22 protein-coding genes are annotated in these 24,065 nt (G+C 53.4%); 8 read left to right on the top strand and 14 right to left on the bottom strand.

Going from position 1 to position 24,065, the window contains the following annotated elements:
* Positions 1–7: 7 nt before the first annotated feature.
* The 3 genes from RID21_RS00985 to RID21_RS00975 all read left to right on the top strand — a co-directional run bounded on the left by RID21_RS00985 (position 8) and on the right by RID21_RS00975 (position 4,652).
* Complete coding sequence (locus tag RID21_RS00985; RefSeq protein WP_350186760.1) at positions 8–409, top strand: hypothetical protein; 402 nt, start codon at positions 8–10, stop codon at positions 407–409.
* A 200-nt stretch (positions 410–609) separates the two neighbouring features.
* Positions 610–3,198 carry a PSD1 and planctomycete cytochrome C domain-containing protein gene (locus RID21_RS00980; protein ID WP_350186759.1) on the top strand — a complete coding sequence of 863 codons (2,589 nt, stop codon included), beginning with the start codon at positions 610–612 and terminating at the stop codon, positions 3,196–3,198.
* Between the two features lie 5 nt (positions 3,199–3,203).
* Positions 3,204–4,652 carry a DUF1501 domain-containing protein gene (locus RID21_RS00975; RefSeq protein ID WP_350186757.1) on the top strand — a complete coding sequence of 483 codons (1,449 nt, stop codon included), beginning with the start codon at positions 3,204–3,206 and terminating at the stop codon, positions 4,650–4,652.
* Between the two features lie 22 nt (positions 4,653–4,674).
* Here the strand turns inward: RID21_RS00975 and RID21_RS00970 are convergent, their stop codons facing one another.
* Positions 4,675–5,592 carry an aminotransferase class IV gene (locus tag RID21_RS00970; protein WP_350186755.1) on the bottom strand — a complete coding sequence of 306 codons (918 nt, stop codon included), beginning with the start codon at positions 5,590–5,592 and terminating at the stop codon, positions 4,675–4,677.
* A 10-nt stretch (positions 5,593–5,602) separates the two neighbouring features.
* Positions 5,603–6,634, bottom strand: coding sequence for an FAD:protein FMN transferase (locus tag RID21_RS00965; RefSeq protein ID WP_350186754.1), 1,032 nt, complete (start codon positions 6,632–6,634; stop codon positions 5,603–5,605).
* An 85-nt stretch (positions 6,635–6,719) separates the two neighbouring features.
* Between RID21_RS00965 and RID21_RS00960 the strand changes: the two genes are divergently transcribed.
* The 5 genes from RID21_RS00960 to RID21_RS00940 all read left to right on the top strand — a co-directional run bounded on the left by RID21_RS00960 (position 6,720) and on the right by RID21_RS00940 (position 12,395).
* Positions 6,720–7,754 carry a formylglycine-generating enzyme family protein gene (locus RID21_RS00960; protein ID WP_350186753.1) on the top strand — a complete coding sequence of 345 codons (1,035 nt, stop codon included), beginning with the start codon at positions 6,720–6,722 and terminating at the stop codon, positions 7,752–7,754.
* Between the two features lie 138 nt (positions 7,755–7,892).
* Positions 7,893–9,221, top strand: a complete 1,329-nt coding sequence (locus RID21_RS00955; RefSeq protein ID WP_350186751.1) for a Gfo/Idh/MocA family protein — start codon at positions 7,893–7,895, stop codon at positions 9,219–9,221.
* Between the two features lie 93 nt (positions 9,222–9,314).
* Complete coding sequence (locus tag RID21_RS00950; protein WP_350186750.1) at positions 9,315–9,773, top strand: GNAT family N-acetyltransferase; 459 nt, start codon at positions 9,315–9,317, stop codon at positions 9,771–9,773.
* A gap of 72 nt (positions 9,774–9,845) precedes the next feature.
* Entirely contained in the window at positions 9,846–11,378 is a 1,533-nt protein-coding gene (locus RID21_RS00945) for a hypothetical protein (protein WP_350186749.1), read from the top strand.
* A gap of 165 nt (positions 11,379–11,543) precedes the next feature.
* Entirely contained in the window at positions 11,544–12,395 is an 852-nt protein-coding gene (locus RID21_RS00940) for an ion transporter (RefSeq protein WP_350186748.1), read from the top strand.
* Between the two features lie 8 nt (positions 12,396–12,403).
* On the opposite strand, the gene RID21_RS00935 is transcribed toward RID21_RS00940, so the two are convergent.
* The 12 genes from RID21_RS00935 to RID21_RS00880 form a co-directional block, all read right to left on the bottom strand.
* On the bottom strand, positions 12,404–13,759 hold the full coding sequence (locus RID21_RS00935; RefSeq protein WP_350186747.1) for an MFS transporter: 1,356 nt from the start codon (positions 13,757–13,759) through the stop codon (positions 12,404–12,406).
* Between the two features lie 208 nt (positions 13,760–13,967).
* Positions 13,968–14,867: a hypothetical protein gene (locus tag RID21_RS00930; RefSeq protein WP_350186746.1), complete on the bottom strand. Its 900-nt coding sequence runs from the start codon at positions 14,865–14,867 to the stop codon at positions 13,968–13,970.
* Entirely contained in the window at positions 14,864–15,727 is an 864-nt protein-coding gene (locus tag RID21_RS00925) for a hypothetical protein (RefSeq protein ID WP_350186745.1), read from the bottom strand. The genes RID21_RS00930 and RID21_RS00925 overlap by 4 nt, the downstream gene beginning before the upstream one ends.
* A 3-nt stretch (positions 15,728–15,730) precedes the next feature.
* Complete coding sequence (locus RID21_RS00920; protein ID WP_350186744.1) at positions 15,731–16,459, bottom strand: hypothetical protein; 729 nt, start codon at positions 16,457–16,459, stop codon at positions 15,731–15,733.
* A 2-nt stretch (positions 16,460–16,461) separates the two neighbouring features.
* Positions 16,462–17,787, bottom strand: a complete 1,326-nt coding sequence (locus RID21_RS00915) for a DUF6754 domain-containing protein (protein ID WP_350186743.1) — start codon at positions 17,785–17,787, stop codon at positions 16,462–16,464.
* A gap of 3 nt (positions 17,788–17,790) precedes the next feature.
* Positions 17,791–18,924 (bottom strand): hypothetical protein, encoded by a 1,134-nt coding sequence (locus RID21_RS00910; protein WP_350186741.1) that lies wholly within the window; start codon positions 18,922–18,924, stop codon positions 17,791–17,793.
* 12 nt (positions 18,925–18,936) lie between these two features.
* Positions 18,937–20,763: a glutamate mutase L gene (locus RID21_RS00905; protein WP_350186739.1), complete on the bottom strand. Its 1,827-nt coding sequence runs from the start codon at positions 20,761–20,763 to the stop codon at positions 18,937–18,939.
* A gap of 66 nt (positions 20,764–20,829) precedes the next feature.
* Entirely contained in the window at positions 20,830–21,228 is a 399-nt protein-coding gene (locus RID21_RS00900) for a hypothetical protein (RefSeq protein WP_350186738.1), read from the bottom strand.
* 255 nt (positions 21,229–21,483) lie between these two features.
* Positions 21,484–22,257 (bottom strand): TatD family hydrolase, encoded by a 774-nt coding sequence (locus tag RID21_RS00895; protein ID WP_350186737.1) that lies wholly within the window; start codon positions 22,255–22,257, stop codon positions 21,484–21,486.
* A 14-nt stretch (positions 22,258–22,271) separates the two neighbouring features.
* Positions 22,272–22,754, bottom strand: coding sequence for an ExbD/TolR family protein (locus tag RID21_RS00890; RefSeq protein ID WP_145042143.1), 483 nt, complete (start codon positions 22,752–22,754; stop codon positions 22,272–22,274).
* Positions 22,755–22,765: 11 nt separating this feature from the next.
* The gene (locus tag RID21_RS00885; RefSeq protein ID WP_145188048.1) at positions 22,766–23,182 is read right to left on the bottom strand and encodes an ExbD/TolR family protein; all 417 of its coding nucleotides are present in this window, start codon (positions 23,180–23,182) and stop codon (positions 22,766–22,768) included.
* Positions 23,179–24,033 (bottom strand): MotA/TolQ/ExbB proton channel family protein, encoded by an 855-nt coding sequence (locus RID21_RS00880; protein ID WP_350186736.1) that lies wholly within the window; start codon positions 24,031–24,033, stop codon positions 23,179–23,181. The genes RID21_RS00885 and RID21_RS00880 overlap by 4 nt, the downstream gene beginning before the upstream one ends.
* Positions 24,034–24,065 lie beyond the last annotated feature (32 nt).

Genomic DNA, 24,065 nt, shown 5'->3' with positions numbered 1-24,065 from the left:
GATTAATATGTTAAGCGCAAATGTAAAGTCTTTACGTCCAGGCATTCTGTTGATAATGATTTCTGTCATCTGTGGATGTGGAAATCAGGAAATGGTAGATGAGAGTCAATCTGTGGAGATCACCGGGGTGGTCAAACTGGATGGAAAACCTCTGACTGACGCACAAGTATCATTTCTTCCTGCTGATGGTGACGCACTCGTAGGAACAGCGATGACAATGACAGACAGCCAAGGCAAATACACCGTGGCTGTTAATGCCCCACGTGAGTATAAGGTCAATGTTGATCGGATGATGAATGGTGGACCAAATCCAAAACTGAAAGAATATCAGGGAGAGGAGACTCCCCTGAAAGCGAATGTCTCGGATGCAAATAAATCCTTCGATTTTGATTTAAAGAGTGCTCAATAAATCGATCATCTTAATTCAATTAGTTGATTCTTGTTTGAATTCGCTGCTGTTCTAATACGACAGCAGCGTTTTTTCATTATGAAAGCACAAATAGTGCCTCACATTGAGTTTTCGAATTATGGGATGTGTAACTGGCTCGTGGTGTTAAATCAGGAATGACTCAAAATATTCCTTCCTCAAATCTATTGAGAGGAGTTTTTATGAGTGAGAGATTTACGATCCGGTCGACTCGAGCGAACTGGATCGCTCTGGCTATTATCTTCTGCTTTTCCAGCAATCTCTGGACAGAGGCTCTGTGCGCGGAAACGAAAATATCATTTGCGAAGGATATCCGGCCAATCTTCAAAACCCATTGCCTGAAGTGCCATTCAGGAGCTGAGCCGGGGAGCAGCTTTTCACTCACAACCAGGCACACTACTCTGGCTGGCGGGAATTATGGGAAAGCCGTTATTCCCCAGCAGCCGGCCCGCAGCCTGTTGTTTCAGATGATCTCGGGGACTCATCCTGACAAGATAGTGATGCCTCCCGAAGGAGAGCGGTTATCGGCACGCGAGATAGCTTTAATTCGGGATTGGATCCAGCAGGGAGCAACCTGGCCTGAAAAGATTGTCTTAGACAGTGAAACAGCACCGAGCACCCAGAAGTCGCACTGGGCTTTTCAGCCGATTTCTAATCCAAAACTGCCATCTGTCAGAAAGAGTGACTGGTGTCGAAATGAAATCGATTATTTCATCCTGCATCGACTGGATCAGGAACAGATGACTCCCTCAGTAGAGGCAAACAAAACGACGCTCATCCGTCGTGTTACATTAGATCTCACCGGGCTGCCTCCCTCGCCAGAAGAGGTAACGGCTTTTTTGAAGGATAAGCGGCCAGATGCCTACGAGCGACTTGTGGATCGTCTCCTGCAGTCACCGCACTTCGGTGAGAAATGGGCTCGGCCCTGGCTCGACTTGTGTCATTACGCTGACAGTGATGGATATCTGACCGATGCCGTCCGACCGCATGCCTGGCGGTTTCGCGACTGGGTAGTCCAATCACTCAACCAGAACAAATCTTTCGATCAATTTACGATTGAGCAAATTGCCGGCGATCTGTTGCCCGAGAGTTCGACTGAAGCACACGCCGGCACCGGGTTCCTGCGCCAGACCTTGAGTAACCGTGAGGGAGGCGCCGACCTGGAAGAGTTTCGGGTCAATAAAGTAGTCGATCGTACTAAACTGGTGGGAACGATCTGGCTGGGGCTCACGCTGGACTGCTGCCGCTGCCATAACCACAAGTACGATCCGATCAGCCAGAAAGAGTTCTATCAGCTCTACGCCTTTTTTAATTCAGCCTATGAAGTCAACATTGATGCTCCCTTGAAACAGGATCAGGATCTGGTCGCGCAACAGGCGACTTATCAGCAGAAACGACAGGCACTCATCGATCCCATTCGCGAACCGCTCGAACATTTGCAGCGAGAGTGGGAGCAGAAAATGCTACATGCCTCAGAGCACCCTGCGGAAGATCATCACTGGGCCCGGGCCTGGGAAGTGATGGGTCTGGTGTGGGGCGTCAAATCCGGGGAGGGGCAACAGGAAGGCCTGGAGATCCTTAAGCTGGATCCCTCAGAGCGTTCACAGAGGCAGCGTGACGATCTGCTGGATTACTTTCTGGCTCGCGGCCATCTGGTAGACAGTGTCCGTTTTAAAGAACTCAAACTGGGTGAACTTGCTCGAAACCTGACTGCTTTACGAAACGAGTTTCCGGCGGTTTCGCGTGCTCCCGCGATGCGTGAGATGCAGACGTCGAATCAGGCGTTTGTGCATCTACGCGGTTCCCATCTTTCTCCCGGAATCCCTGTGGCACCAGGGACGCCCCGTTCCTTACCGACCTTCCAGCCCTCAGGGAAGCCGGATCGACTTGATCTGGCTCGCTGGCTGGTTTCCGACTCAAATCCGCTGACAGCCCGGGTGACTGTGAACCGTGTCTGGCAGGAATATTTCGGCCAGGGAATTGTGATATCGTCAGATGACTTCGGTACCCAGGGGGATCGTCCTTCACATCCACGACTGTTGGACCGGCTGGCACGGCGATTCCAGAAGAGTGGCTGGGATGTCAAAGCCCTGCATCGCCTGATCGTGACTTCTGCGACGTACAGACAGTCATCAAAGACACGACCGGACATGCAGGAAAAAGATCCCGCGAATCGACTTCTGAGCCATCAGGCGAATCTGAGGCTCTCTGCCGAACTCGTGCGCGATCAGGCACTCGCGGTCAGTGGTTTGCTGACTCGAGAGCTGGGTGGCCCCTGTGTGCGGCCTCCCCAGCCGGACAGCGTCGTGATGGAAGCCTTTGGTTCCAATACCTGGGATGTCAGTACGGGGAACGATCGCTATCGCAGAGGGCTTTATACGTTGATTCTCAGGACTTCGCCTTATGCTCAGTCAGTGATCTTCGATGCTCCGAATCCGAGTCAGACCTGCACCAGACGCGATCGGTCTAATACACCGCTGCAGGCTTTAACTCTGTTGAACGATCCTGTCTTTTACGAAGCAGCACAACATCTGGGACGACGTGTTACCCGGGAGAGTTCGGGGGACCTCGATCAACAGATGAGCTATGCGTTCCGTCTCTGCCTGGCACGAGAACCGCTGGAAATGGAACGGGAACGCTTGAAGGAGCTTTGTCGTAAGCAGATTGCTCAACAGCCAGCTGACAGAACGCCTGCTGAAAAACAGGACGTGGCCTGGACGCTTGTGGCGAGTGTCTTACTCAACCTGCATGAATTCATAACACGGGACTGACAGCGATGCTATCACCTGATCCCTGGCTTAATTTGAAACGACGACACTTTCTGCAGTCCACGGCTTGTGGCCTGGGGGGAATGGCGCTCAGCAGCCTGCTGGCTCGCGATGGTCTGGCAGAATCCGGTGCCCTGAATGCGGTGAATCCTCTTGCGGTTAAGACGCCGCATTTCAAACCCCGGGCCAAAAACGTGATTTTCATTTTCATGTCAGGCGGTCCAAGCCAGCTGGATCTCTTCGATCCGAAACCACAGTTACAGAAGCTGCACGGTCAGCCGGTGCCTGAGTCCTTTCTGAAAGGAATTCAGGACGCTCTGATCAAAACGACGGCCCAGGTGATGGCGTCACCTCGGAAATTCAAAAAGTATGGGGCAGCGGGACTCGATTTTTCAGATAACCTGCCACACCTGGGAACATGCGCCGATGATCTGTGTATGATTCGGACGGTTCAGACTGACGTCAGCAACCACCACCCCGCCCAGATGCTGATGAACAGCGGCTCGACCATGTTCGACCGTCCCAGTATGGGCTCCTGGGTGACCTATGGGCTGGGGAGTGAATCGGAAAACCTGCCCGGCTATGTTGTGCTGCTCTCAAATTCGGGCAAAGGTGTAGACGGCGGTTCTTCGTTATGGACCAATGGAATTCTACCTTCCACCTACCGAGGCGTGACCTTCCGCAGTCGGGGTGAGGCCATTTTGTATCTCTCCAATCCGGAAGGGGTTTCACCGGCCATGCAGCAGGCTCGAATCAATACGATTCGGGATCTGAACGCACAACGGTTCGATCAGGTTGGGGATCCGGAAATTGCATCGCGAATAGCTGCGTACGAACTGGCGTATCGTATGCAGACGGCCGCACCGGATCTGCTGGATTTCAGTGATGAGTCCAAAGCAACGCTGGACATGTACGGCATTGAAAACGAGACGACCAACTGGTTTGGCAGCAATGCACTGCTGGCCCGCCGAATGGTTGAACGTGGCGTCCGCTTTGTGCAGTTGTATCATTCGACCTGGGACGATCATTCCAATCTGGATAAGAATCTGAAGACAAATTGCGAGATGACTGATCAGCCCTGTGCGGCTCTGATCAAAGACCTCAAGCAGCGGGGTCTGCTGGATGACACACTGGTGATCTGGGGAGCGGAATTTGGCAGGACGCCAATGACCGAAGTCCGTCGAGGCTCATCGCCAGGGCGGGAAGGACGGGATCACCATCCCTTCAGCTTTACAATGCTCATGGCAGGGGGCGGCGTGAAGGCTGGAACGGTCATCGGGAAAACAGACGATCTTGGCTTCCATCCGGTTGAGCAGCCCGTGCACCTGCATAATCTGCATGCGACGATTCTCCATCAGCTGGGCTTCGACCACACAAAGCTGATCCTCAAACACAAGGGGCTGGATTACCGACTCACCGGAGTAGAAGGTGAAGTTCTTGATATGTTGCTGGCTTGAGGGGCAGTCGTCTGCTGCCAATTCAAGAGACTTTCGAGGCCTGAGCCTGCTCAATAATGTCGACGCCCACCAGATCGCTCCAGGCTGCAATCAACTGTTTTGTGATCGGCCCCACTTTACCATCACCAATTTCAAGCCCGTTAAATTTGGTTGCCGGCATGATGCAATAGGGGGTACTGGTGAAAAAGGCTTCATCCGCGGTCGTGACATCATAAGGCAGCAGCTGACATTCTTCGACCGGGATATTCAGTTTTTCTCCCAGGGTAAAGATGGACTGTCGACTGATGCCGTCCAGACAGTTGATCGTACTGGGCGTTCGAATGCGATTATTTGAAACCAGGAAGAAGTTCCCCCCTTTGTTTTCGGAAAGATAACCGTCGGTGTCGAGCAGCAGACTTTGTGCTTTGGGATCGACCAGTTTCACTTCAGATTCAGCCAGTGTGTAGATGAAGCGGCTGCGGTTCTTAATGCGGGCATCCAGCGACTGTGCGGGTTGAATACGGGTGAAAGGAGTCACTGCGTGACAGCCTGTCTGGTAGAAGTCGGCCCAGTAACTCAGATCGAGGGGCAGGGTGATGATCATCACCGTTGATGAGGAATCAGCCGGCTTTTGACCGCTGGAAGGGACCCATTGTCCCGGTGTGATGTTATGGATGATCCAGGCATCGGTTCCCGCGTCATAATTGGGTTCATTCTTCTGCCAGACTTCAAGCGTTAATTTTTCGAGTTCGTCTGGTGTCATGCCGGCGTCGAACCGCGCTGCTTTGAGACTGAGATATAAGCGGTCGATATGATCCCGCAGACGATACGGTTGATGACCGAACGTGCGCGTCGATTCCGTGACTGTCATTCCCAGGCTGATCGCACCATCAAAGATGGAGATTTTGGCTTGATCCGCGGGAACGTATTCTCCATTCAGGTAAACCAGGTTCTGTGTCATGGATGTCCTTTCAGGGGGCGGTCTGGGATGCTTCAAAGCAGGAGAAGCAGGGAGATTCATATGACTTTAACTGATCCTGTTCATGTCTCAGGATCAGGCAGGCCGTGCCCGGTTTCTGACTTAACAGTGCAATTCCTTTTTCCGGTCCCAAAACGCTAATCGCGGAAGCCAGGCTGTCGGCTGTGATTCCATCAGGGGCGATCACAGTCACGCGACTACGATCGGTCAGACCGAGGCCGGTATGGGGATTCACGATATGCGAATAGCGAGTGCTATTGATGACCACGTGCTGAAACGTGTCACCCGAAGTGGCGACTGCGCAGTCTCTCAACATGAGGTAACGATCAATTTTGGCATCCGGGGCATCTGTCGAAGAGATGCCGATCTTCCAGCCACAACTTCCAGGAGGGGGAGCCCCCAGTGACAGATCGCCGCTGGCGTCAATCATCACCCGGTCAATTCCATGTTCTTTCAAAACTCGAATCGCGACGTCTGCTGCATACCCTTTGGCGATTCCCCCGAGATCTAATCGCATGCCCGGCTTGAGGAGTTCAACGGTCTGGTTCTGTTCAGATAGTCGCATCAATTCATAACCGACCAGATCCCGGGCGGCCTGCAGTCGTTCACTGTCAGGCAACTCTTTACGTCGACGGGCTCTGCGCCAGAGGCGGACTACGGGACTGATGGTGACGTCGAACGCGCCAGCGGTCTCCTGGGAAAGTGCTTGACTTTTTTTCAGTACCTGGAACAGGTCGGGACTGACTTTGACTGGCTTTCCCGGCCCGGATAATAGACACAACTGGTTTAACTCGCTGTTGGGATCGTAATCGCTGAGGACTTTGTTAAGTTCCTTTACACGGCGAAAAGCAATTTGAGAGGCATTGTTTGCGATTGGTTTGTCCGTTGCATATAATGTGATTCTCCACTGCACTCCCATATGTACTTCCTGAAATTCATACCGATGCAGAATTTCGCTTTCCGTGCACTGTTGATTGCCTGACAATGTGGAGAGCAACAGGCATGTGTGATATAGGTAAGACATCTTCACATCCAGATCTAAAGTCTGATTTCCGCTTAAAGTTACGGAGTAAACTAATATGCTTAGCGTATGTCGTTCCAGTCTCATAATGCAAGCCAAAACTGCATTACTCGCCATTCTGTGTTGTTCGTCTTCAGTGGCGTTCGCTGCCGATCCCTCGGAAGCAAAAACAGAAAAAGAGATGAAACCCTACACGCAGAAAATTACCAACACCGATGTCAGTTTTGATATGGTGCCGATTCCCGGTGGTGAATACGTCATGGGCAGCCCTGCCGATGAAAAGAACCGGGAAGAAGATGAAGGTCCTCAGGTCAAAGTCAAAATCGAGCCTTTCTGGATGGGCAAGCATGAAGTGACCTGGAACGAATATGATATCTGGAGCTTCAATCTGGATATTCAGCGCCGTAAGCTGATGCGTCTCAAATCGGATGACAAAGAAAAAGCAGCAGATGCTGTAACCCGTCCGACCAAGCCTTATACCGACATGACCTTCGACATGGGGCACGATGGGTACCCGGCGATCTGCATGACCCAGCTGGCAGCAAAAACCTACTGCAAATGGCTGACCGAGAAAACTGGTCACTACTATCGTCTGCCTACCGAAGCGGAGTGGGAATACGCGTGCCGTGCCGGTACCACGACGGCTTACTCATTTGGTGACAACCCTGCTAAAATGGATGATTACGCCTGGCACTACGCAAACTGCAACGATACCTACCAGAAGGTCGGACAGAAAAAACCGAACCCCTTCGGTCTGTACGATATGCACGGTAACGTTTCGGAGTGGGTCCTCGATCAGTACATTCCTGATGCCTACAAGAAATGGAGTGGCAAAGGAACCGTTGAGTTCCCCGTCAGTCCTACGACTCCCGAAAAACTTTATCCGCGTGTTGTGCGTGGCGGTTCCTGGGACGATGATCCCGAAGCGCTGCGAAGTGCGAACCGGATTGCTTCCAGCTCCGACTGGAAAATTCAGGATCCCCAGATTCCACAGAGTATCTGGTACCACACCGATGCCATCTTTGTGGGCTTCCGCGTCGTACGGCCTCTGAAAGTGCCTACGGCTGAAGAACGCAAGAAATACAACCTGGATCCGGTCATTCCGGCCGATGAAGGGCGCTAAATCCCGCCAGCTGCTGATAGTTTATTGAAAACAGATGCCTTCGTCGGATTCCTGCAAACATAAAGTCCGGCGAAGGGCATATGTATCTTAGAAACGTACCACTGACCAAATCGTCCTGCAGATTAGGAAAGGCCTCTGATGACTCAATCTAACAATCAATCTTCTTCCCGACGTGACTTCCTGAAGGTAACCACAGCCACCGCTGTGGGCACCAGCATCCTCTCTACACTGGGATCGTCGGCTCATGTTTACGCTAATGGCGATGATAAAATCAAAGTTGGTCTGGTCGGTTGTGGTGGTCGTGGAACAGGGGCTGCATCTCAGGCTTTGTCGACCAAAGGCAATATTAAACTCGAAGCCATGGCTGATGCCTACCGTGATCGGATGGACAAAAGCCTCAGCAACCTGCAGAAGCAGTTCTCGGGTGAACCTGAAAAGGTCGATGTGGCCGAAGAGAAAAAGTTTGTCGGTTTTGACGCCTATCAGAAACTGCTCGACAGTGGCATTGATGTCGTGATTCTGGCAACTCCTCCGGGATTCCGCCCGATTCACTTCGAAGCAGCTGTCGAAAAAGGCAAGCACGTTTTCATGGAAAAACCGGTTGCCACGGATGTTCCCGGCGTTCGCAAAGTACTCGAAGCGGCCGAGAAAGCCAAGGAAAAGAAACTGGCCGTCGGCGTTGGTCTACAGCGTCACCACCAGGCTAATTACATTGAAACCATCAAACGTCTGAAAGATGGCGCAATTGGCGACATTACTTCCCTGCGTTGCTACTGGAACAGTGGTGGAGTCTGGGAACCTCGTCTGGCCCGTGAGGAAGCCAAGAGCGAGATGGACTACCAGATGCGTAACTGGTACTACTATAACTGGCTCTGTGGTGACCACATCAACGAGCAGCACATCCACAACATCGATGTCTGTAACTGGGTCAAAGATGCTTTCCCCGTTCAGGCTTACGGGATGGGCGGTCGTCAGGTTCGTACCGACAAGAAGTACGGTGAAATCTATGACCACTTCGCTGTTGAGTTTGTTTACGAAGACGGAACCCGGATGTACAGCCAGTGCCGTCATATCCGTAACTGCTGGAACAGCGTGACTGAGCATGCTCAGGGAACCAAAGGTTTCTGCGATATCAGTGGTGCAAAATACGAAACCACAGGCGGCTACAAGTGGCGCTACCGTGGTAAGAAAACCAATCCCTACCAGGTTGAACACGATGACCTGTTCGCTGCCATCCGTCAGGGAACTCCCTATAACGAAGCCGAATACGGTGCCAAGTCCACCATGACTTCGATCCTGGGACGTCTGGCAACTTACAGCGGTAAGCCTGTCACCTGGGACGAAGCAATGGCATCTAACGTCAGCCTGATGCCCAAAGAGTTCTCCTGGGAAGGTCAGCCGGTAACGGTCCCCGATGAGAACGGGTACTACCCGATTCCGATGCCCGGTATCACCAAAGTACTCTAAACTCTAAGAACGACACTGATCAGCCGATTCGCTTCTTTGAAGTGGATCGGCTTTTTTTAATCTACATCACACTAAGCCTGTTTTTATTCTTTCATGTCTCGACAATATCAAGTCTCCTCGTTAACGCCCGCTGATCATGAGCGGGTCCTGATTGTCTGGGAAGCCGCAGTTCGCGCGACACATCATTTTCTCTCTGAAGACGAAATCGAGGCTCTCAAACCGTTGGTCAGGCAGGCCTGCCTTGAAGGAATGCCTCTGTTTGGTGTGCGCGATTCTGAGGGAGAAGTGATTGCTTTTTCGGGAGTTGATGCTCCCAAACTGGAAGCGCTGTTTGTCCATCCGGACTGGTGTGGCAAAGGGCTGGGACGTTTACTGGTAGAGCATGCCATCCAGGAACAGGATGTCTGTCTGGTCGATGTGAACGAGCAGAATCCCGCAGCAGTTGACTTCTATCTGCATCTCGGTTTTGAGGTCGCACATCGCTCAGATGTGGATGGCTTTGGAAAGCCGTATCCTCTGCTGCACCTGAAACTGCCGGATCAGACAATCTGAAGTTTTGGATGCATTCCACATCCGCTTCTGGTATTGTGAGAGCTTCCTCATACTCAACCAGGAGCCTACACTATGTCTGCATGCGTCATCCGTTTTGCGTTGATCTGTTTACTGTCTGTGTTGTGGATAGACTTGCTACCCGCGACAGAACCGCTGTCGATCGGGACTCGACGGGAACTGTTTGTCGATGACGCACTGGTCGATCGTCTCACTGGGGAAGCAGAGATCCGATTACAGCATCCTGTGCCCCGCGAAGTGGTCTTTCGATTCGATCAACCCTGGGAGGGGAGCAGTTCCGGATATCATACGATTATCCAGGATGGAGACCTCTATCGGCTTTATTACCGCGGTACGCACATCGAGGTTTCCCAGGGACGCATCAGCACGGGCAGCCATAAGCCATACTACTGTTATGCTGAAAGTAAAGATGGAATTCACTGGACGCGTCCTGAACTGGGGATTGTCGAATTTCAGGGATCGAAGCAGAACAACATTATTCTGGAAGGTCTGGGAACGCATAACTTTGCTCCATTCAAAGATGAAAACCCGGAATGCAAACCTGAGGCACGCTTCAAAGCACTGGCGGGACTGCAGAATGAAGGAGGCCTGCATGCCTTCCAGTCTGCAGACGGGATTCACTGGAAGCGAATGCAGGAGAAACCAGTGATTACAAAAGGGGCCTTCGACTCGCAGAATCTGGCCTTTTGGGATGAGGATCATAAAACATATCGCACGTACTTTCGTGTATTTACAGGAGGAGTCACCAACTCCAAGACCTGGAAGCCAGAAGGGATCCGTGCGATTCAGACAGCGACTTCTGATGATTTTCTGAACTGGAGTGAAGGTATTGATCTGGTCTACGCTGATTCACCCGACGAGGAACTGTATACCAACCAGGTGAAGCCTTACCTGCGGGCTCCACATATTCGTATTGGTTTTCCTGCACGCTATGTTGAGCGTGGCTGGTCCGAGTCGATGCGGGCACTACCCGATCCGGAGCGTCGTCAATTGAGAGCTTCTTCGGTAGAACGCTACGGCACCGCGATCAGCGAAGGGCTGTTGATGGCCAGCCGGGATGGTGTCCATTTTAAACGCTGGAACGAAGCCTTTCTGCGACCGGGCATTGAGCGGACGGGAACCTGGCAGTACGGGCATCAGTTTATCGCAGAACATCTGGTCGAAACCGCTTCGGATCTGCCCGGTGCTCCGAATGAACTGTCACTCTATGCTGCTGAAGATTACTGGCACGGAAAAGGGGGCGCTCTCAGACGTTATTCTTTGAGAATGGATGGCTTCACTTCGGTGCACGCCTCTCTTAAGGGAGGGGAACTGATTACACAGCCCATTGTGTTTGCGGGGAAGGCACTGTCAGTCAACTTCGCGACTTCTGCGGCTGGGAGTCTGTGGGTGGAACTGCAAACTGCTGACGGAAAGCCGATTGAAGGCTTTTCCCTGGCTGATTCCGTCGAACTCTTCGGTGATACACTGGATCGCAAAGTCACCTGGAGACAGGGGGCAGACGTCAGTACGCTGGCTGGAAAACCGGTTCGTCTGCGGTTTAAACTGAAAGATGCGGACTTGTACTCGTTTCAGTTTCAGAAGTAGATCACCCAATCACTGCGATCTGATGCATCATCAGGGGCGCTGACAGGTATCAGGAGTCAGGTTGACCTGCAAGTGCCTGATCGCTCATAATCTGCAGGCAGTTCAGTCTTGATGCCCGCTGAAGTAATCCTGAAATATCCTCGTTAAAACGAACCATCACCTCTTATGAATGAGCCTCAATCTGCTCCTCGACCCAAACCGGAACACTGGCGCGATCGCTGGTACGAGATCATTTTTGAAGCGGATACGCCTGCTGGGAAACTGTTTGATGTCGTGCTGCTGGTTGCCATTCTATTAAGTGTGCTGGTCATCATGCTCGAGAGTGTTCCTACTCTGGACGAACACTATGGTCAGGAATTCGGCTATGCCGAGTGGTTTTTTACCATTCTGTTTACGATTGAATATGCGGCCCGCATCAGCTGTGCCCGGCACCCGCTGCGGTACATCGTCAGCTTTTACGGTATTGTCGACCTGCTCTCGATTCTGCCAACCTACCTGATGTTCTTCGCTCCGCTGGAAATGCAGAGTCTGGGCGTGATCCGCGCACTGCGGTTGTTACGTGCGTTCCGAATTTTCAAGCTCGCCCACATGCTGACAGAAGCCTCGGAATTGCGGCGGGCGATCTGGGCCAGCCGTTCCAAAATCACAGTCTTCCTGGCAACTGTCGTAATTGCTGTTGTGATTGAAGGGACCGCCCTGTATCTGATCGAGGGGGATCAGGACAGCGGATTTACTTCGATTCCTCAGAGCATGTATTGGGCAATCGTGACCATGACGACTGTCGGATATGGTGATATCGCGCCAGTGACGCCTCTCGGAAAGTTTCTGGCAGCGATCATCATGATTCTGGGTTACAGCCTGATCATTGTTCCAACGGGGATCGTCTCAGCAGAACTGGCCCATCCCGGTGGAAAGAAAACCCCTCACTGGGTTACGACGCAGGTCTGTCCGGAATGCATGAAGGAAGGACACGATTCCGATGCTACCTTCTGTAAGTACTGCGGCGCGCAACTCTGAAGTCTTCGCTAACTCGCGGCTTCCGGTTCTGCAGCAGGCTCCTCGTCCTTAAAGAGTGTCGGAGGATGAGCCGACCAGACGGCCAGGGCTGCCATCAGTGGGAGCGCCATGAACAGATAGAGTACCGGGTTGTAAGATCCGAAGTAATCAATCGACATGGCGACCGGCAGGGGCCCCAGGGCGGAAGCAAGGATCATCATTGACCAGGCCACGCCACGTACGGCGCCCTGATTCATGCGGCCATAATAGTTGATCCAGACGACCGTGGCTGTGCTGCGAAAGATACTCCCCGTGATCCCCAGCAGGAACGTGTAGACAACGACCATCCAGATTGCAGGCATAGTCAACACGATGAGATTCGCCAGTGCCATGCAAAGCATGGAAAAGCAGAGGATGTAGCGGCTGGGGAAGCGGTCGGTCAACCAGCCAGCCGGAAACATCAGCAGGGTGGCACACACGGCCTGAAAGGCCATCATGCGGATCGCCCAGTTTTCGGGAACTCCATGACTGCCCAGCAAAGCGATCTGGTGAAAGACCAGTCCGGTACCGACCAGAGCATGAGTGGTGATCACCGAAAGCAGTTTCCAGAAGGTCGGGTCGCGGAGAACCTGGCGGACCGTCCAGGATTCAATCGTGGCTGTGATCAGAGGACGCTTCGACTTCTCTTCTGGTTTTGGTTCCGGTTCCTGTGCCGGATCGATGCCATCCGGGTGCAGGCCGAGATCCTCGGGCCGGCTCCTGACAATAAAGATTCCCGGGAGGATCAGGCAGACGGCCACGGTCACCGCGTGGAAGATCCAGCCTGTTTTCCAGCCATACTCACTGATCAGCCAGCTATTAATAAAGGGGACTGTCATCACAGAAAAGGCGCTGCCGAAACCGGCCAGAGCTGTAGCGCGTCCCCGTTTCTTTTCGAACCATTCGCCCACCATCCAGACCGAGATCAGCGTCAGTGCGCCCTGTCCCAGGCTGCGGACAAGGCTGAATCCCAGATACAGGCTGCCCAAGGTATGGATTTGTGACATGAAGAAACAGGAGATCGCCAGACCGGTTGCCACGATCGGCAGGATGATGCGGGCACCCCAGTGATCCAGCATGCGACCGATGAAGGGGAGCAGACAGGCGCTGATAATGGTGGCGAATCCATAGGCGAGTGAGTACTGGGTTTCTGAAAGCCCGAGGCTCATCCGCATGGGATCTTTGAAAACGGCGACTGAGAAAGACTGACCAGGTGCGGATAGAAACTGGGCCAGCGCCGCGATTCCCAGAATGGACCAGCCGGGGAAAAATTTATAGGTGGGAAGGGTGATCTCTTCGAGATCACCCTTCAGTTCCACTTCTGCACAAGAGGACTGCGAATTCATTTCTAATCAGTTTCTTCCCTGGATAATTTCAGGTATCGACCCGGGGCGGGCAACCGGTGGGAACTCAAATATAGCAGATCAGGAAAGAGGCGCATAACCTTTGTCGCAGCTGCTTTTGATAAAAAACAGCTTCTTCACAGTTTTTTGTCAATCAAAACACGAAGGCGTTTACAGGCAAGACTGTATTATCCTGCATGCAACTCAGGACTTAGGAACCAATTCCCAACCAGTTGTTGAAGAGAAAGTCGAGGCGGCCACTAAGCAACGCAATTCGCCCCATCACCGTATAGGCGAAGCTGGCACCAAAAGTCACCATCAGGAACCAGACTCCGAGACGGGAGATATACTTAACAATGCCTTCATGCTCGATTGAGAAGAAGAAGTAAACCATGCAGGAGACAACGCCTACGATGACGATCGTATTGCGCAGTGATTTCGTCCAGCTCAGATAACCATCTGGCCCAAAGGCGACGAACGGCATGATCGTGTTCTGAATCTGGCCGACGAAGTCTGCTTCAAGATAACTGATGAGTCGGATGCCAGCAGTGGCACCAATGAAGAAGGCCAGCGGCCAGCGGGCGAGCCAGCTCCCTTTGGGGGAGAGCCGCATGAGCAGCATGACGCTCATCGCCAGCGGGATCAGGTACCACAAGTCAGCCTGCAGCTCACTCTCTTTAATGTCGAGAAAAAAGATTTCCTTCGCTGTTACCGGAAACAGCTTTCCGAACAGATTGGGAATAATTTCCGACCAGAAGGCCACAACCATCGCGTAGCCGGCGGAAACCCCGACAAAAACGGATTCCGTGAATTTGTAAACGGGATTATCGCCATAGAGAAACGAGAAGATAGCCAGCGTACAGAGCGCGGCCACCCAGAGTCCAGCCGTGCGTGAAAGGCTGAATTTGACATCGGGCTGGTCTTTCTCTGCCGCAGACGTGGGTTGGGCTTTGGTCCACTTGACGACTTCCTCGGATCCTTTCACAGAGGACTTCGCTTCCACGGGGACTTCGCGAACATAGACGCGTCCATGGCCGCGGCTTGCCTGCCACAGCAGAAACGCACCGCCCGCGACCATCAAGATTGTCCAGATGAGTGTAGATTGTTTCATCGATACAGTCCCTGCTTACGTTCCCAGAAGTAAATCACATTTCCCAGTATAATTAAACCGATCAGCAGGACATGCGCGACCAGTTGGGGGCCCATGCGTTTGAGCCCCTCTTTGGCTTTCGGATTATCTTTCAGAACCGGATAGGCATTGATGATGGCCTGTTCGTATTCAGCGGCGCCTTTGATAGCGGCGATCATGCCGATGAGCTGTTTGGGAATGTAAGGCAGCATGATCGGGGCCTGGACTCCGGTGCAGCCGACGACCGTCGGGATGTCGAAGGGGGCGGAGCCATAGAGCACCCATTCCTTGGAGCCCGGGTAACCGGCACTGACGTTGGCCAGCAGATCGACCTGCTGAATGTTCTTGAGGTTTTTCGTCAGCGGAATATTATCGAGGCTGTTACTGTTGATGTCGGTCGAGTAGGACTTTTTCAGATCCTCCACGACCAGCTTGATCACACCTTCGTTGCCGGTGCGAAAGCCCAGGTTGACATATTTGACGCCATATTTCCCTTTGTACGTTTCAGGGAACTCTTCTTCCAGGATATCAACCGAACGTTGAATCATGGGAACTCCCTGGGGCCAGAGCGTCATGAAGATGATGTTGTGTTTCTTTAATGCACAATGCCGGGTAAACGCGGATGCCATTGGCTGCAGTTCACCTTCACTGGCCGGGTCGTAGTCCAGAGCGAGCACGACATTCGAACCATCGGGAAGATCATCGACCGCATGGAAGACCGCCATCACTTCTTTCTGTGGCTCTTCCGGAAAGGTGGTCCCCATGATCAGCGGGATGGCGACAGCAAACAACATCAGGAGAAAGATCCAGCGGCGGTCCAGGTTTTGCAAGAAGTTCAACATGGATTAAGCCTCCTGATCCGAGCCGAGGTAAGAACGATCGACACCCAGCAGGACTTTCAGTGAAGTCGAAGCGACACCCAGGGCAATCCCGATTGTGATCGCCCGCATGCCGGGGGTGGTGAAGACGTCCATAATAATTTGCGAGAGATTTGGCAATCTGAAGTCGCTGTATTGCACTTCCGTAGAACCTAAAAAGGGCTCTTCAGGCAGCCAGCCTGTGAGCCATTCACCGGCATAGGTTCGACCTAACAGGACAATCACTGCGACGATAAGCAGGATTGTGGCTTCGGTATTTTTCGCCCGGAAAGCACGAAACGCGGCTGAGGAAATATAAAAGGCCAGCAGGGCGAACATGGTTGCCGAGAGCGGATTATAGATGTACTCGTACAGCCACCAGAAAACACTGCCTTCTTGCAGAAAATCGCCAGACCAGCTGAGTTGGGCAGCATTGACATTGGGGTGCACGCCGATTTTACACAGGCCGACCACCAGGGTGAGGATGAATGCGATCAACGTGACCGCGGAATAGCCCCACCCCGGTTGTTGTGAGGAAATCTTCTGCAACTGCATTTTGAGCAGGTTGCCGCCCCCCAGGATAAACGCGAAGGCCGCCAGGACGTTAAACCAGGCCATCGCGACATTACCCCAGTCCACAAATTTGGGGATGAAGGCAGTGCCGATCAGGACAAAGCCTGTCACCGCTGAGATAAACAGAGGAATCGTGCGTTTCATTATTAAAAACCTCCCTTACCGAGGATGTTCTCTTTGATGTAGTTCACCGTGGTTTTCAGGAAGGGCTCTTTTCCCGATGTCTGTGGCTCGAAAACGGCGAAGGTAGCGATGACGCAACCCAAAATGAGCACAATGCCTCCCACCAGTTTGCCGAAGTCCTGTCCCTTGAGGCTGCCCAGCTGTTGCGGGTCGCGAGACAGGTAGGCTGATGCAGCGAAGAATTCTTCCCCGATCAAAGTGAAGTCACAGGCTGCCACGAAGAAGGGGAGCTGAGTCGGCATCGCGGTGCCGGCGACCTGAATGGCGCCGACCGAGTTTCCGGTTTCCGCCAGAATCAGCGATTCCGCGTAGAAAGCACCCATGTAAAAACAGGCAGCCGGTTTGTCACGCACCATTTTACCGGTCACGCTGGCGACATAGCCGAACTGTTCGTCGGTGATGTAATAGATATCGTCTTCGTTATATTCATCGGGGCGACCGGCGGCGAGGTAAGCGGCTTCCACCGTGTCCCGGGCGGTCGTCATCACCAGTGAGCGTGAGGTGGGCACTTCCAGGGTGGCGCGGTAGTCGGCGGTGGTTTCTGCGACCTGGGCCAGTACGGTGATGCCGGCAACAGTCTGAATGTCGTTAATATCCTGAATCCCGGGGACAAACAGGCAGGAACGGCCCATCTCGGTGGCCCGACCGACGGCATCGGTAATCGCCTCCAGGCCGGCAATTTTGCGGACCTTGAGTTTCTTCCCCCGACGGGCCAGCTCAATGAACAGAATCACGGAGCCGCAAATCAGGACAACGAACACCGCAAACCATTGACGTTGCAGGTTGAACCATTGCAGCTGTGCGACGATAGGTCGACTGAGCTCCACGGGCGTCGATTCCAGCCCCTCCTGTCCAATGGCGATGATACGATACAGGTAGGGAATGTCGGGGGTACAGTTTGAATCTCGAAATTGCGTGACACTGTAAGTCGTCTCGCCGATCAGCTCATATTCCTGCATGCCTTTTTCGTATTGGAACGTGTATTTCTTTCCCCCTGTTTCAACAGTCAGCTCTGTCCCTGGTTCGAGTGTCTTTTTATCGCCAGTGACAACCTTACGGGAGATGACATACCTCAAAACCTTCCGCGGCTTGGTTTCTTCTTCATCATCAACTGAGAGTTTCCAGGAGACGTCGATTGCATTGCCTGCATCGCCGGGGACATCTTCTGCTGTGAATTCGGTGGGCGGGGCAGGGGGCTCGGCTCCCTGTGCCGATGTGATCAGCGAGAACAGTATCAGCAGCGGAATCATCGCCTGTTTCCTGAGTCTGGTATTCTGTGAATTTATCATGGTTTATCCTTCGATGATCTCCACATTGGCGCGGGGCACGATGACTTTCTCTCCTGAGTGGAGAATGACCTCAAGTACCCGCGACTGAGAGCCGGATTCCAGTGTTCTCAATTCGGTTGGCATATCGCCGACTTCCCCCAGCAGGCCAAAATATGGGTCGCGGATGATGCGTACCGGGACGCCGGTTTCCAGTAGACCGGAAGTGGCATTCGCTTCTTCCGAGGACGTGCTGGAAGTCATGCTGGCATCGAGGGGGATCACGATTTCGGGACGCAGCACGCCAGCGCGAATCTGGGTGGTGCCATTCACGGCGGCTTCCGCTCCTTCCCGTTCCTTGAGCAGGCTGAATGTTCGATCGGCCATGGCGATGTCGCCGAAACCTTCGGTAATGATTAAGGTGGTGCCGATATGTTCTGAACCTGTGACTGCCACACCCAGATCGTAGCCCAGGATTTCTTTGAGGTCTTCGTCGTCGATGCCACCGGAAATAATCGCTGCGGCGCCCAGTTCGATTCCGCGTTGCACGGCCGAGCCGGTCATGCGGGCACCACCAATGACGATCTTGCCCCGCATCGATTCATTGAGCAGTTCTGCCGTCAGCGGCTGGTCCTTGGTCTGGCAGGCAAACTGGATGGTTCCATAGGTTTCTCCGCCGATTCCCAGGATGCCCTGCAGGAACGTGACTTCAGATTCGATGACGACCCCCTGTTCGGGAATCACTTCTGTGACAGTTCCTGCCTGGTAAGCCCGCACCTGAATCGGCAGGGGGGCACCGCGAAGGATGACCTGCCCGGTCACATGTGAAATGGATTCAATCGTTCCGGCCGTTTTGGCCCTGGTTTCCGCTTTGAAGAAACCAAAGATCCCTTTGCTGCGTGCCAGCAGGTCGCCTACCTGGATTTCATCCCCTTCTTTGAAGAGCATGCAGGCGGGAACTTCCGCGGGGGAGACAGAGATCTGATTGGCGACGTTAATCGGCGTGACGTCGCCGGGCATGAAAGTCTGGGCGACGATCTGTTGCGCGGTCACCTGTTCTCCGACCTGCACCAGCACGTCGCCGGGGATGGGGAGAATCCGTCGGCTGGAGTGCAGCGTACGCCGTCTGACCTGTAATCCTGGTGAATAAGCCTGTGTCATAATGTTGTTTCTCTATGTGACTTCCGGGTAAAGTTTCAGTTCCTCGACCCAGCTGTTGAGCTCAGCCAGATGCCGCGATTCATCCGTGGGGACCATAAGCGGCCTGCCTCGCGCGTCCAGAATCAATCCGACCGTCCCGCCTCGTACCTTGAATTCAACCCGTTTGCCAGAACCTTCTCCGAAATCATAACCACGCCGGGGTTCGACGGTCACGGTGGCCCATTCCTCTTCTGCGAGCGGGAACAGCAACATGTCGCCGCAGAGCATCTCGCCGGATTCATTGAGTGTTTCTCCGGTGATCTGATAGCTGAAGCAGATTTTGCCGGCACGATAAAAACCGCGGGGAGCAATACACGTTCCCAGGTAAATCAGGCAGTCCCGTTCAAAGACCTGCAGGGCCGCCGCCGGATGAACCTGGGCCAGCACACCCAGGTGTGGCATCATGAAAATACTGTCCTTGGCCAGTACGGTCATGCCTTCCGGTTCAAAAGCATCAATCATCATGGCCGCCGTCTGTTGCATGTTGGGGGCATGCGAGAGTACGCCACCAGAACCGACGAGCAGATTCAGTTTCATGTTATCGACGATAGACTGACCGCTGGTCTCCTGGCTGAAGGTATCTCCCACGGTCCGCTGCTGCTGCACCCCTTTGAGTGTCGTCGCGAATTCCTTATGCTGGATGTAAGCCAGCCTGAGTGCTTCCCGGGCTACAGCCTGCTCGAACACGAGGGCTTCCCTGGTCTGGGGAATGGTTGTAGGGCGAATCATTTTGTTCTTGATGTGATTCTGTAAGGCACGCGGATCCATATTCAGATGCACCCAGCGTAGAATCATAGCGAGCGTCGCGGAAGCACAGACGTTGGAGATGGAATAGCTCATACCCAGATTGGCGCTCACAGTACGGTTGAAAGTGCCGTCAAAGACACTGAAGACATCGGTCGTGGCACCGCCGATGTCGACCCCCAGTGCGTTGATGCCCTGTCGTTCCGCGATGGTTTGCAGGATATTTCCGACAGCTCCGGGAGTGGGCATGATGGGGGCATCGGCCCAGGAGATGAGTTTGTTGTAACCCGGGGCGTGCGCCATCACATGTTCGAGGAAGAGGTCGTGAATCGCATCGCGGGCAGGAGCCAGATTTTCCAGTTCCAGCACCGGACGCACGTTGGCGACGGTTGTCAGCTTGACGTCTTCGTCGAAAGCTTCTTCGACCAGTTCGGTTGCTTCCTGGTTGCCGGCGTAGATGATGGGCATCTTATAAGTGCCACCGAAGCGGGGCTGTGGCTTGGCGGGAGCGATCAGTTCTGCCAGTTGCACCACATGTTTCTGAGTACCACCATCGGTCCCTCCTGCGAGCAGAATCATATCGGGACGCAGTTCCCGGATTCGCTGGATCTGTTCGTGAGGCAGCCGTTTGTCGTTGGAACAGATTGTGTCCATCACAATGGCACCCGCCCCCAATGCGGCTCGTTTGGCACTGGCGGCTGACATTTCCCGCACAACGCCGGCAACCATCATCTGCAGTCCACCTCCCGCACTGGAAGTCGATATATAAATGTCACAGCCGACATCTCCCTGAGCAGGGCGAATGATTTCGCCGTTTTCGTCAATCAGTTTGCGGCCCGCGAGTTCCCCAACTTCGGTTACCGCATTGACGACTCCTACGGTCACATCCGCGGCCGGCTCTTCGACGGTAGTAGGCGCTTCACCTCGGTAAGTCTGGCGGTATTCGCCATTTACTTTTTCGATCAGAATGGCTTTGGTTGTGGTACTGCCGCAGTCTGTGGCGAGAATCACATTGATTTGATCAGGATCAAGTTTTTTTTCTGTTGCGGAGTTCATTCTGTGACTCACCATCCATGTAAGCGGGAAAGCAGGGGACGCTGTGATCGCGCTGATTTGTCTCGGTCAGGAACCGTCCTCGGGACTTTGTGATGTACTGACGGGGGGCGGTTTCTGTGAAGTTGCAGCAGTTGAGCCATCGGTCGTCACCTGACTGAGGGATTCCAGACGCTGGCACATCCATTCAATTGAACCGCGTTTCTCCAGGAATTCTGCAAAGAGTTTTTGTGAGTGGGGCTCGATCAGGATGGAGAGAAACGGAGTGAAAAAGTGCAGGGCCTGCGCGCCGACGTAATTCAGGGGGCGACAGGTTTCCAGGGAGAGGATGGCGAGGGTGACCATGTCTCTGCGGACAATCTCGCGGCAGATGTGGTCGGCGACTTTCTGCTGCTCTGCAGTCGGAGCGAAATCTTCCGGTCGTTCGATCGCGAAGGCGTTCGCGAGCCACTTTTTGATCATGACCATCCTAGCCCGAATCCCGGGTTCAGCGAAACGACGGGTGGAGATACTCAGGGGAGAGCAGTCCGTTGCTGCCGTGACTTTGAACGCGTTCTTATGATACCTGTTGTGGTGATTGATTGACGCAAGTTATTTGTCTGTTTGAGCTAAGTGTAACAATAGCAGGATGAAGCTCAAATGAAAATATTCTCTCGCCAGAAAAACGGATTCTGCCTGAATCCTGATTCAGGGCGGAAGATGAGATTTGCTGGGCCGCGAGAGCTAGTTCAACTGGAAGAGTGTTCTGGCATTCTGCGTGGTGATCTCAGCCATCTCCTCGGGTGTCTTATCGTGAAGCTCTGCCAGGCAGGCACAGGTGTGTTTCACGAACGCGGGTTCGTTCCGTTTGCCCCGCTGTGGTACCGGTGCCAGATAGGGGGCATCGGTTTCAACGAGCAGGCGGTCGAGGGGAATCAGCCGCGCGGTTTCGCGCAGTTCATCGTTCTTCTTGAAGGTCAGCATCCCGGCAAAGGAGATGTACATTCCCAGTTCCAGGCAGGCAGCAGCCGTTTCCGGAGTCCCGCAGAAAGAGTGCATCAGACCTTTGAATGGGGCCTGTTCTGTTTCGCGTTGCAGCAGATCGACGACATCGACTTCTGCTTCCCGGCAGTGCACCACGAAGGGAAGATCACGTTCGCGGGAGAGCTGAATATGTTTGCTGAAGTAGTCCTGTTGCAGTTCGATGGGAGCGTAGTCCCAGTAACGATCCAGACCGGTTTCTCCGATGCCGACCACTTTGTCTGCGGTGGAGAGAGTCAGGATCCGCTCCCAGTCACCCGGTTTCATCTGGGCGACATAATTGGGTTGAATGCCTACGACCGCATAGACCTGGGGAAAGGTGGCAGCCAGATCGACGGCCCGCTGACTGCTGTCGGCTGTGGTTCCGATGGTGAGAATAGTCTGGACGCCTGCCTCCAGGGCACGTTCCACAGTTTCCTTGCGGTCAGGGTGAAAGGCTTCCTCGTCGAGGTGGGCGTGGGTATCAAACAGAATCATGGCTGGTTCGGAATTCAGTTGGGAGCGGTAATCGGTTTCTTCGGGGGAGCGACTTTGCTGGCGTCCGTGGCAAAATTGATTGACTGAAAACCAGCTGCCAGGCAGGTGTCGTAAGTGCGAATCATTTCACCCAGCGGGACATCTTCGTTGATATCGAGGATCACCGGAATTTCAGGAGCCAGTTCTGCCAGTTCGGTCAAAGTCTGTTTCAACTGGTCGAACTGAGCATACTCGCGATCATTTAATTCTACAATGGTCTGGTCATCACGGTATTTGAGTTTTAACCAGACTTCCCCCAGAGGTTTTTCCTGCGGTACCGTTTCCGTCGACTCAATACTGCCCGTGGCCAGTTCGGTGGGCAGCAGAAATTCCCGGATCTGGTTAGCCGAGGCACTGATGAAAAAAATCAGCAGCAGAAACACCACGTCGATCATCGGCGTCATTGTAGCCTGATCCTGGATATCAGAGCGACTGTGGTGATGTGAGGGTATTTTCATAATGCTGTAATTCAGTCATTCAGTACGGCAAACTGCACATTGGAGATCCCGGCGCGGGCACAACTGATCAAGACCCGCTCGACAATCCGATAAGGTATATGTCGATCGCCGCGAATTCGGATTTCTGTCTCTTTCCGTTTGTCTTCATCGAGTGAAATTAGCTGCGCGTCCAGTTCTTCCGGTGAAATATCATTCCCCCGCAGATGTAGTTTTTCATCCGGGGTGATGGTAATGATGATACGTCGAGGGGCTTCTTCCGGTTCGGTTTCGTTCTGAGACGCTTCCGGGAGTTCAACCGCTTCCAGCTTTTCATTCTGAGTTAAGTGCGTCGCAGCCAGAAAGAAGACAATCAGCAGAAAGACGATGTCAATCAGCGGAGTGATATTGAACCGAATGCCGGCCTGACGGGGACGCGTGGGAATTCTCACGTTTCCTGGCCTCCGGGCGGAGGAGCTGTCTGCTGATTGGCCATCCGTTGTGCCAGTTCCTCTTCCGCACGCTTACGGGGTTGCTTGGGAACTGGTTTGTTGCCGAGAACCGTAGCGTGTTTGAAGTCTGCGAAAACATGTTCGGCCAGCAGTGAGGACTGAGCAACCAGCTCATCGATTCGGTTCCGAAAGAAGGCGAAACTGGCCAGCGCGGGAACCGTGACACTCAGACCGAACAGGGTTGTGATCAGTGCCTTGGAGATCCCGGGGGCGAGTTCAGCCACATCGGGATTGGCTTTTGCGGTGAATTCTGAGAACGCGAGAATCATCCCCCAGACGGTACCCAGCAGCCCCAGCATCGGGGAAAGGGTGCCAATCACGGACAGGTATTCGATTTTACGATTCAGGCGGGCAGACTGCTGCATGGCGGCGTCTTCCATGGCCTTCTCGACCGCTCCGTATCCCATTTGAACCTCAGACAGACCGGCGGAAAGGATATAGGACAGGAAGCTGGGATTCGATTTGCAGACCGAGTCGGCACTGCGATATTGCTGCTGTGCGATCAGGGAGTGGACTTCTTCTGCAAGTCCAGGAGGCATCAGGGCGTTGCTGCGTATGCTGATAAGGTGTTCAACAATCAGCGCGACCATCGCGATGCTGAGTACGGCAATAATGATACCGATGGTTCCCGCATCATCTACCAGCTGACGCAGATCGACTTTTGATACTTCGGAAGCACCAGCGTCCCCAGAATCATCAGCCGCCAGGCAGAGAGCGGGTGTCAACAGGCTCAGGCAGCAGAGCAGGCAACAGAGTGCGAATCTCTTCAGTGGTGATTTACTGCGATCCATCAAAATATTCTTTTCCAGTGTGTTCGTGAATT

This window comes from Gimesia sp. (genome assembly GCF_040219335.1).
GTDB lineage: Bacteria > Planctomycetota > Planctomycetia > Planctomycetales > Planctomycetaceae > Gimesia.
The sequence above is the reverse complement of the archived record's forward strand: the minus strand, read 5'-3'. Positions and strand labels throughout refer to the sequence as shown.

What these genes read in the sequence shown, in the direction of transcription:
- RID21_RS00930 (WP_350186746.1), bottom strand. Translation starts at nt 14,867, where the DNA reads ATGAAACAATCTACACTCATCTGGACAATCTTGATGGTCGCGGGCGGT.
- RID21_RS00975 (WP_350186757.1), top strand. Translation starts at nt 3,204, where the DNA reads ATGCTATCACCTGATCCCTGGCTTAATTTGAAACGACGACACTTTCTG.
- RID21_RS00970 (WP_350186755.1), bottom strand. Translation starts at nt 5,592, where the DNA reads ATGACACAGAACCTGGTTTACCTGAATGGAGAATACGTTCCCGCGGAT.
- RID21_RS00945 (WP_350186749.1), top strand. Translation starts at nt 9,846, where the DNA reads ATGTCTGCATGCGTCATCCGTTTTGCGTTGATCTGTTTACTGTCTGTG.
- RID21_RS00900 (WP_350186738.1), bottom strand. Translation starts at nt 21,228, where the DNA reads ATGGTCATGATCAAAAAGTGGCTCGCGAACGCCTTCGCGATCGAACGA.
- RID21_RS00935 (WP_350186747.1), bottom strand. Translation starts at nt 13,759, where the DNA reads ATGAATTCGCAGTCCTCTTGTGCAGAAGTGGAACTGAAGGGTGATCTC.
- RID21_RS00880 (WP_350186736.1), bottom strand. Translation starts at nt 24,033, where the DNA reads ATGGATCGCAGTAAATCACCACTGAAGAGATTCGCACTCTGTTGCCTG.
- RID21_RS00925 (WP_350186745.1), bottom strand. Translation starts at nt 15,727, where the DNA reads ATGTTGAACTTCTTGCAAAACCTGGACCGCCGCTGGATCTTTCTCCTG.
- RID21_RS00960 (WP_350186753.1), top strand. Translation starts at nt 6,720, where the DNA reads ATGCAAGCCAAAACTGCATTACTCGCCATTCTGTGTTGTTCGTCTTCA.
- RID21_RS00890 (WP_145042143.1), bottom strand. Translation starts at nt 22,754, where the DNA reads ATGAAAATACCCTCACATCACCACAGTCGCTCTGATATCCAGGATCAG.
- RID21_RS00905 (WP_350186739.1), bottom strand. Translation starts at nt 20,763, where the DNA reads ATGAACTCCGCAACAGAAAAAAAACTTGATCCTGATCAAATCAATGTG.
- RID21_RS00950 (WP_350186750.1), top strand. Translation starts at nt 9,315, where the DNA reads ATGTCTCGACAATATCAAGTCTCCTCGTTAACGCCCGCTGATCATGAG.
- RID21_RS00985 (WP_350186760.1), top strand. Translation starts at nt 8, where the DNA reads ATGTTAAGCGCAAATGTAAAGTCTTTACGTCCAGGCATTCTGTTGATA.
- RID21_RS00915 (WP_350186743.1), bottom strand. Translation starts at nt 17,787, where the DNA reads ATGATAAATTCACAGAATACCAGACTCAGGAAACAGGCGATGATTCCG.
- RID21_RS00955 (WP_350186751.1), top strand. Translation starts at nt 7,893, where the DNA reads ATGACTCAATCTAACAATCAATCTTCTTCCCGACGTGACTTCCTGAAG.
- RID21_RS00965 (WP_350186754.1), bottom strand. Translation starts at nt 6,634, where the DNA reads ATGTCTTACCTATATCACACATGCCTGTTGCTCTCCACATTGTCAGGC.
- RID21_RS00980 (WP_350186759.1), top strand. Translation starts at nt 610, where the DNA reads ATGAGTGAGAGATTTACGATCCGGTCGACTCGAGCGAACTGGATCGCT.
- RID21_RS00940 (WP_350186748.1), top strand. Translation starts at nt 11,544, where the DNA reads ATGAATGAGCCTCAATCTGCTCCTCGACCCAAACCGGAACACTGGCGC.
- RID21_RS00920 (WP_350186744.1), bottom strand. Translation starts at nt 16,459, where the DNA reads ATGAAACGCACGATTCCTCTGTTTATCTCAGCGGTGACAGGCTTTGTC.
- RID21_RS00910 (WP_350186741.1), bottom strand. Translation starts at nt 18,924, where the DNA reads ATGACACAGGCTTATTCACCAGGATTACAGGTCAGACGGCGTACGCTG.
- RID21_RS00895 (WP_350186737.1), bottom strand. Translation starts at nt 22,257, where the DNA reads ATGATTCTGTTTGATACCCACGCCCACCTCGACGAGGAAGCCTTTCAC.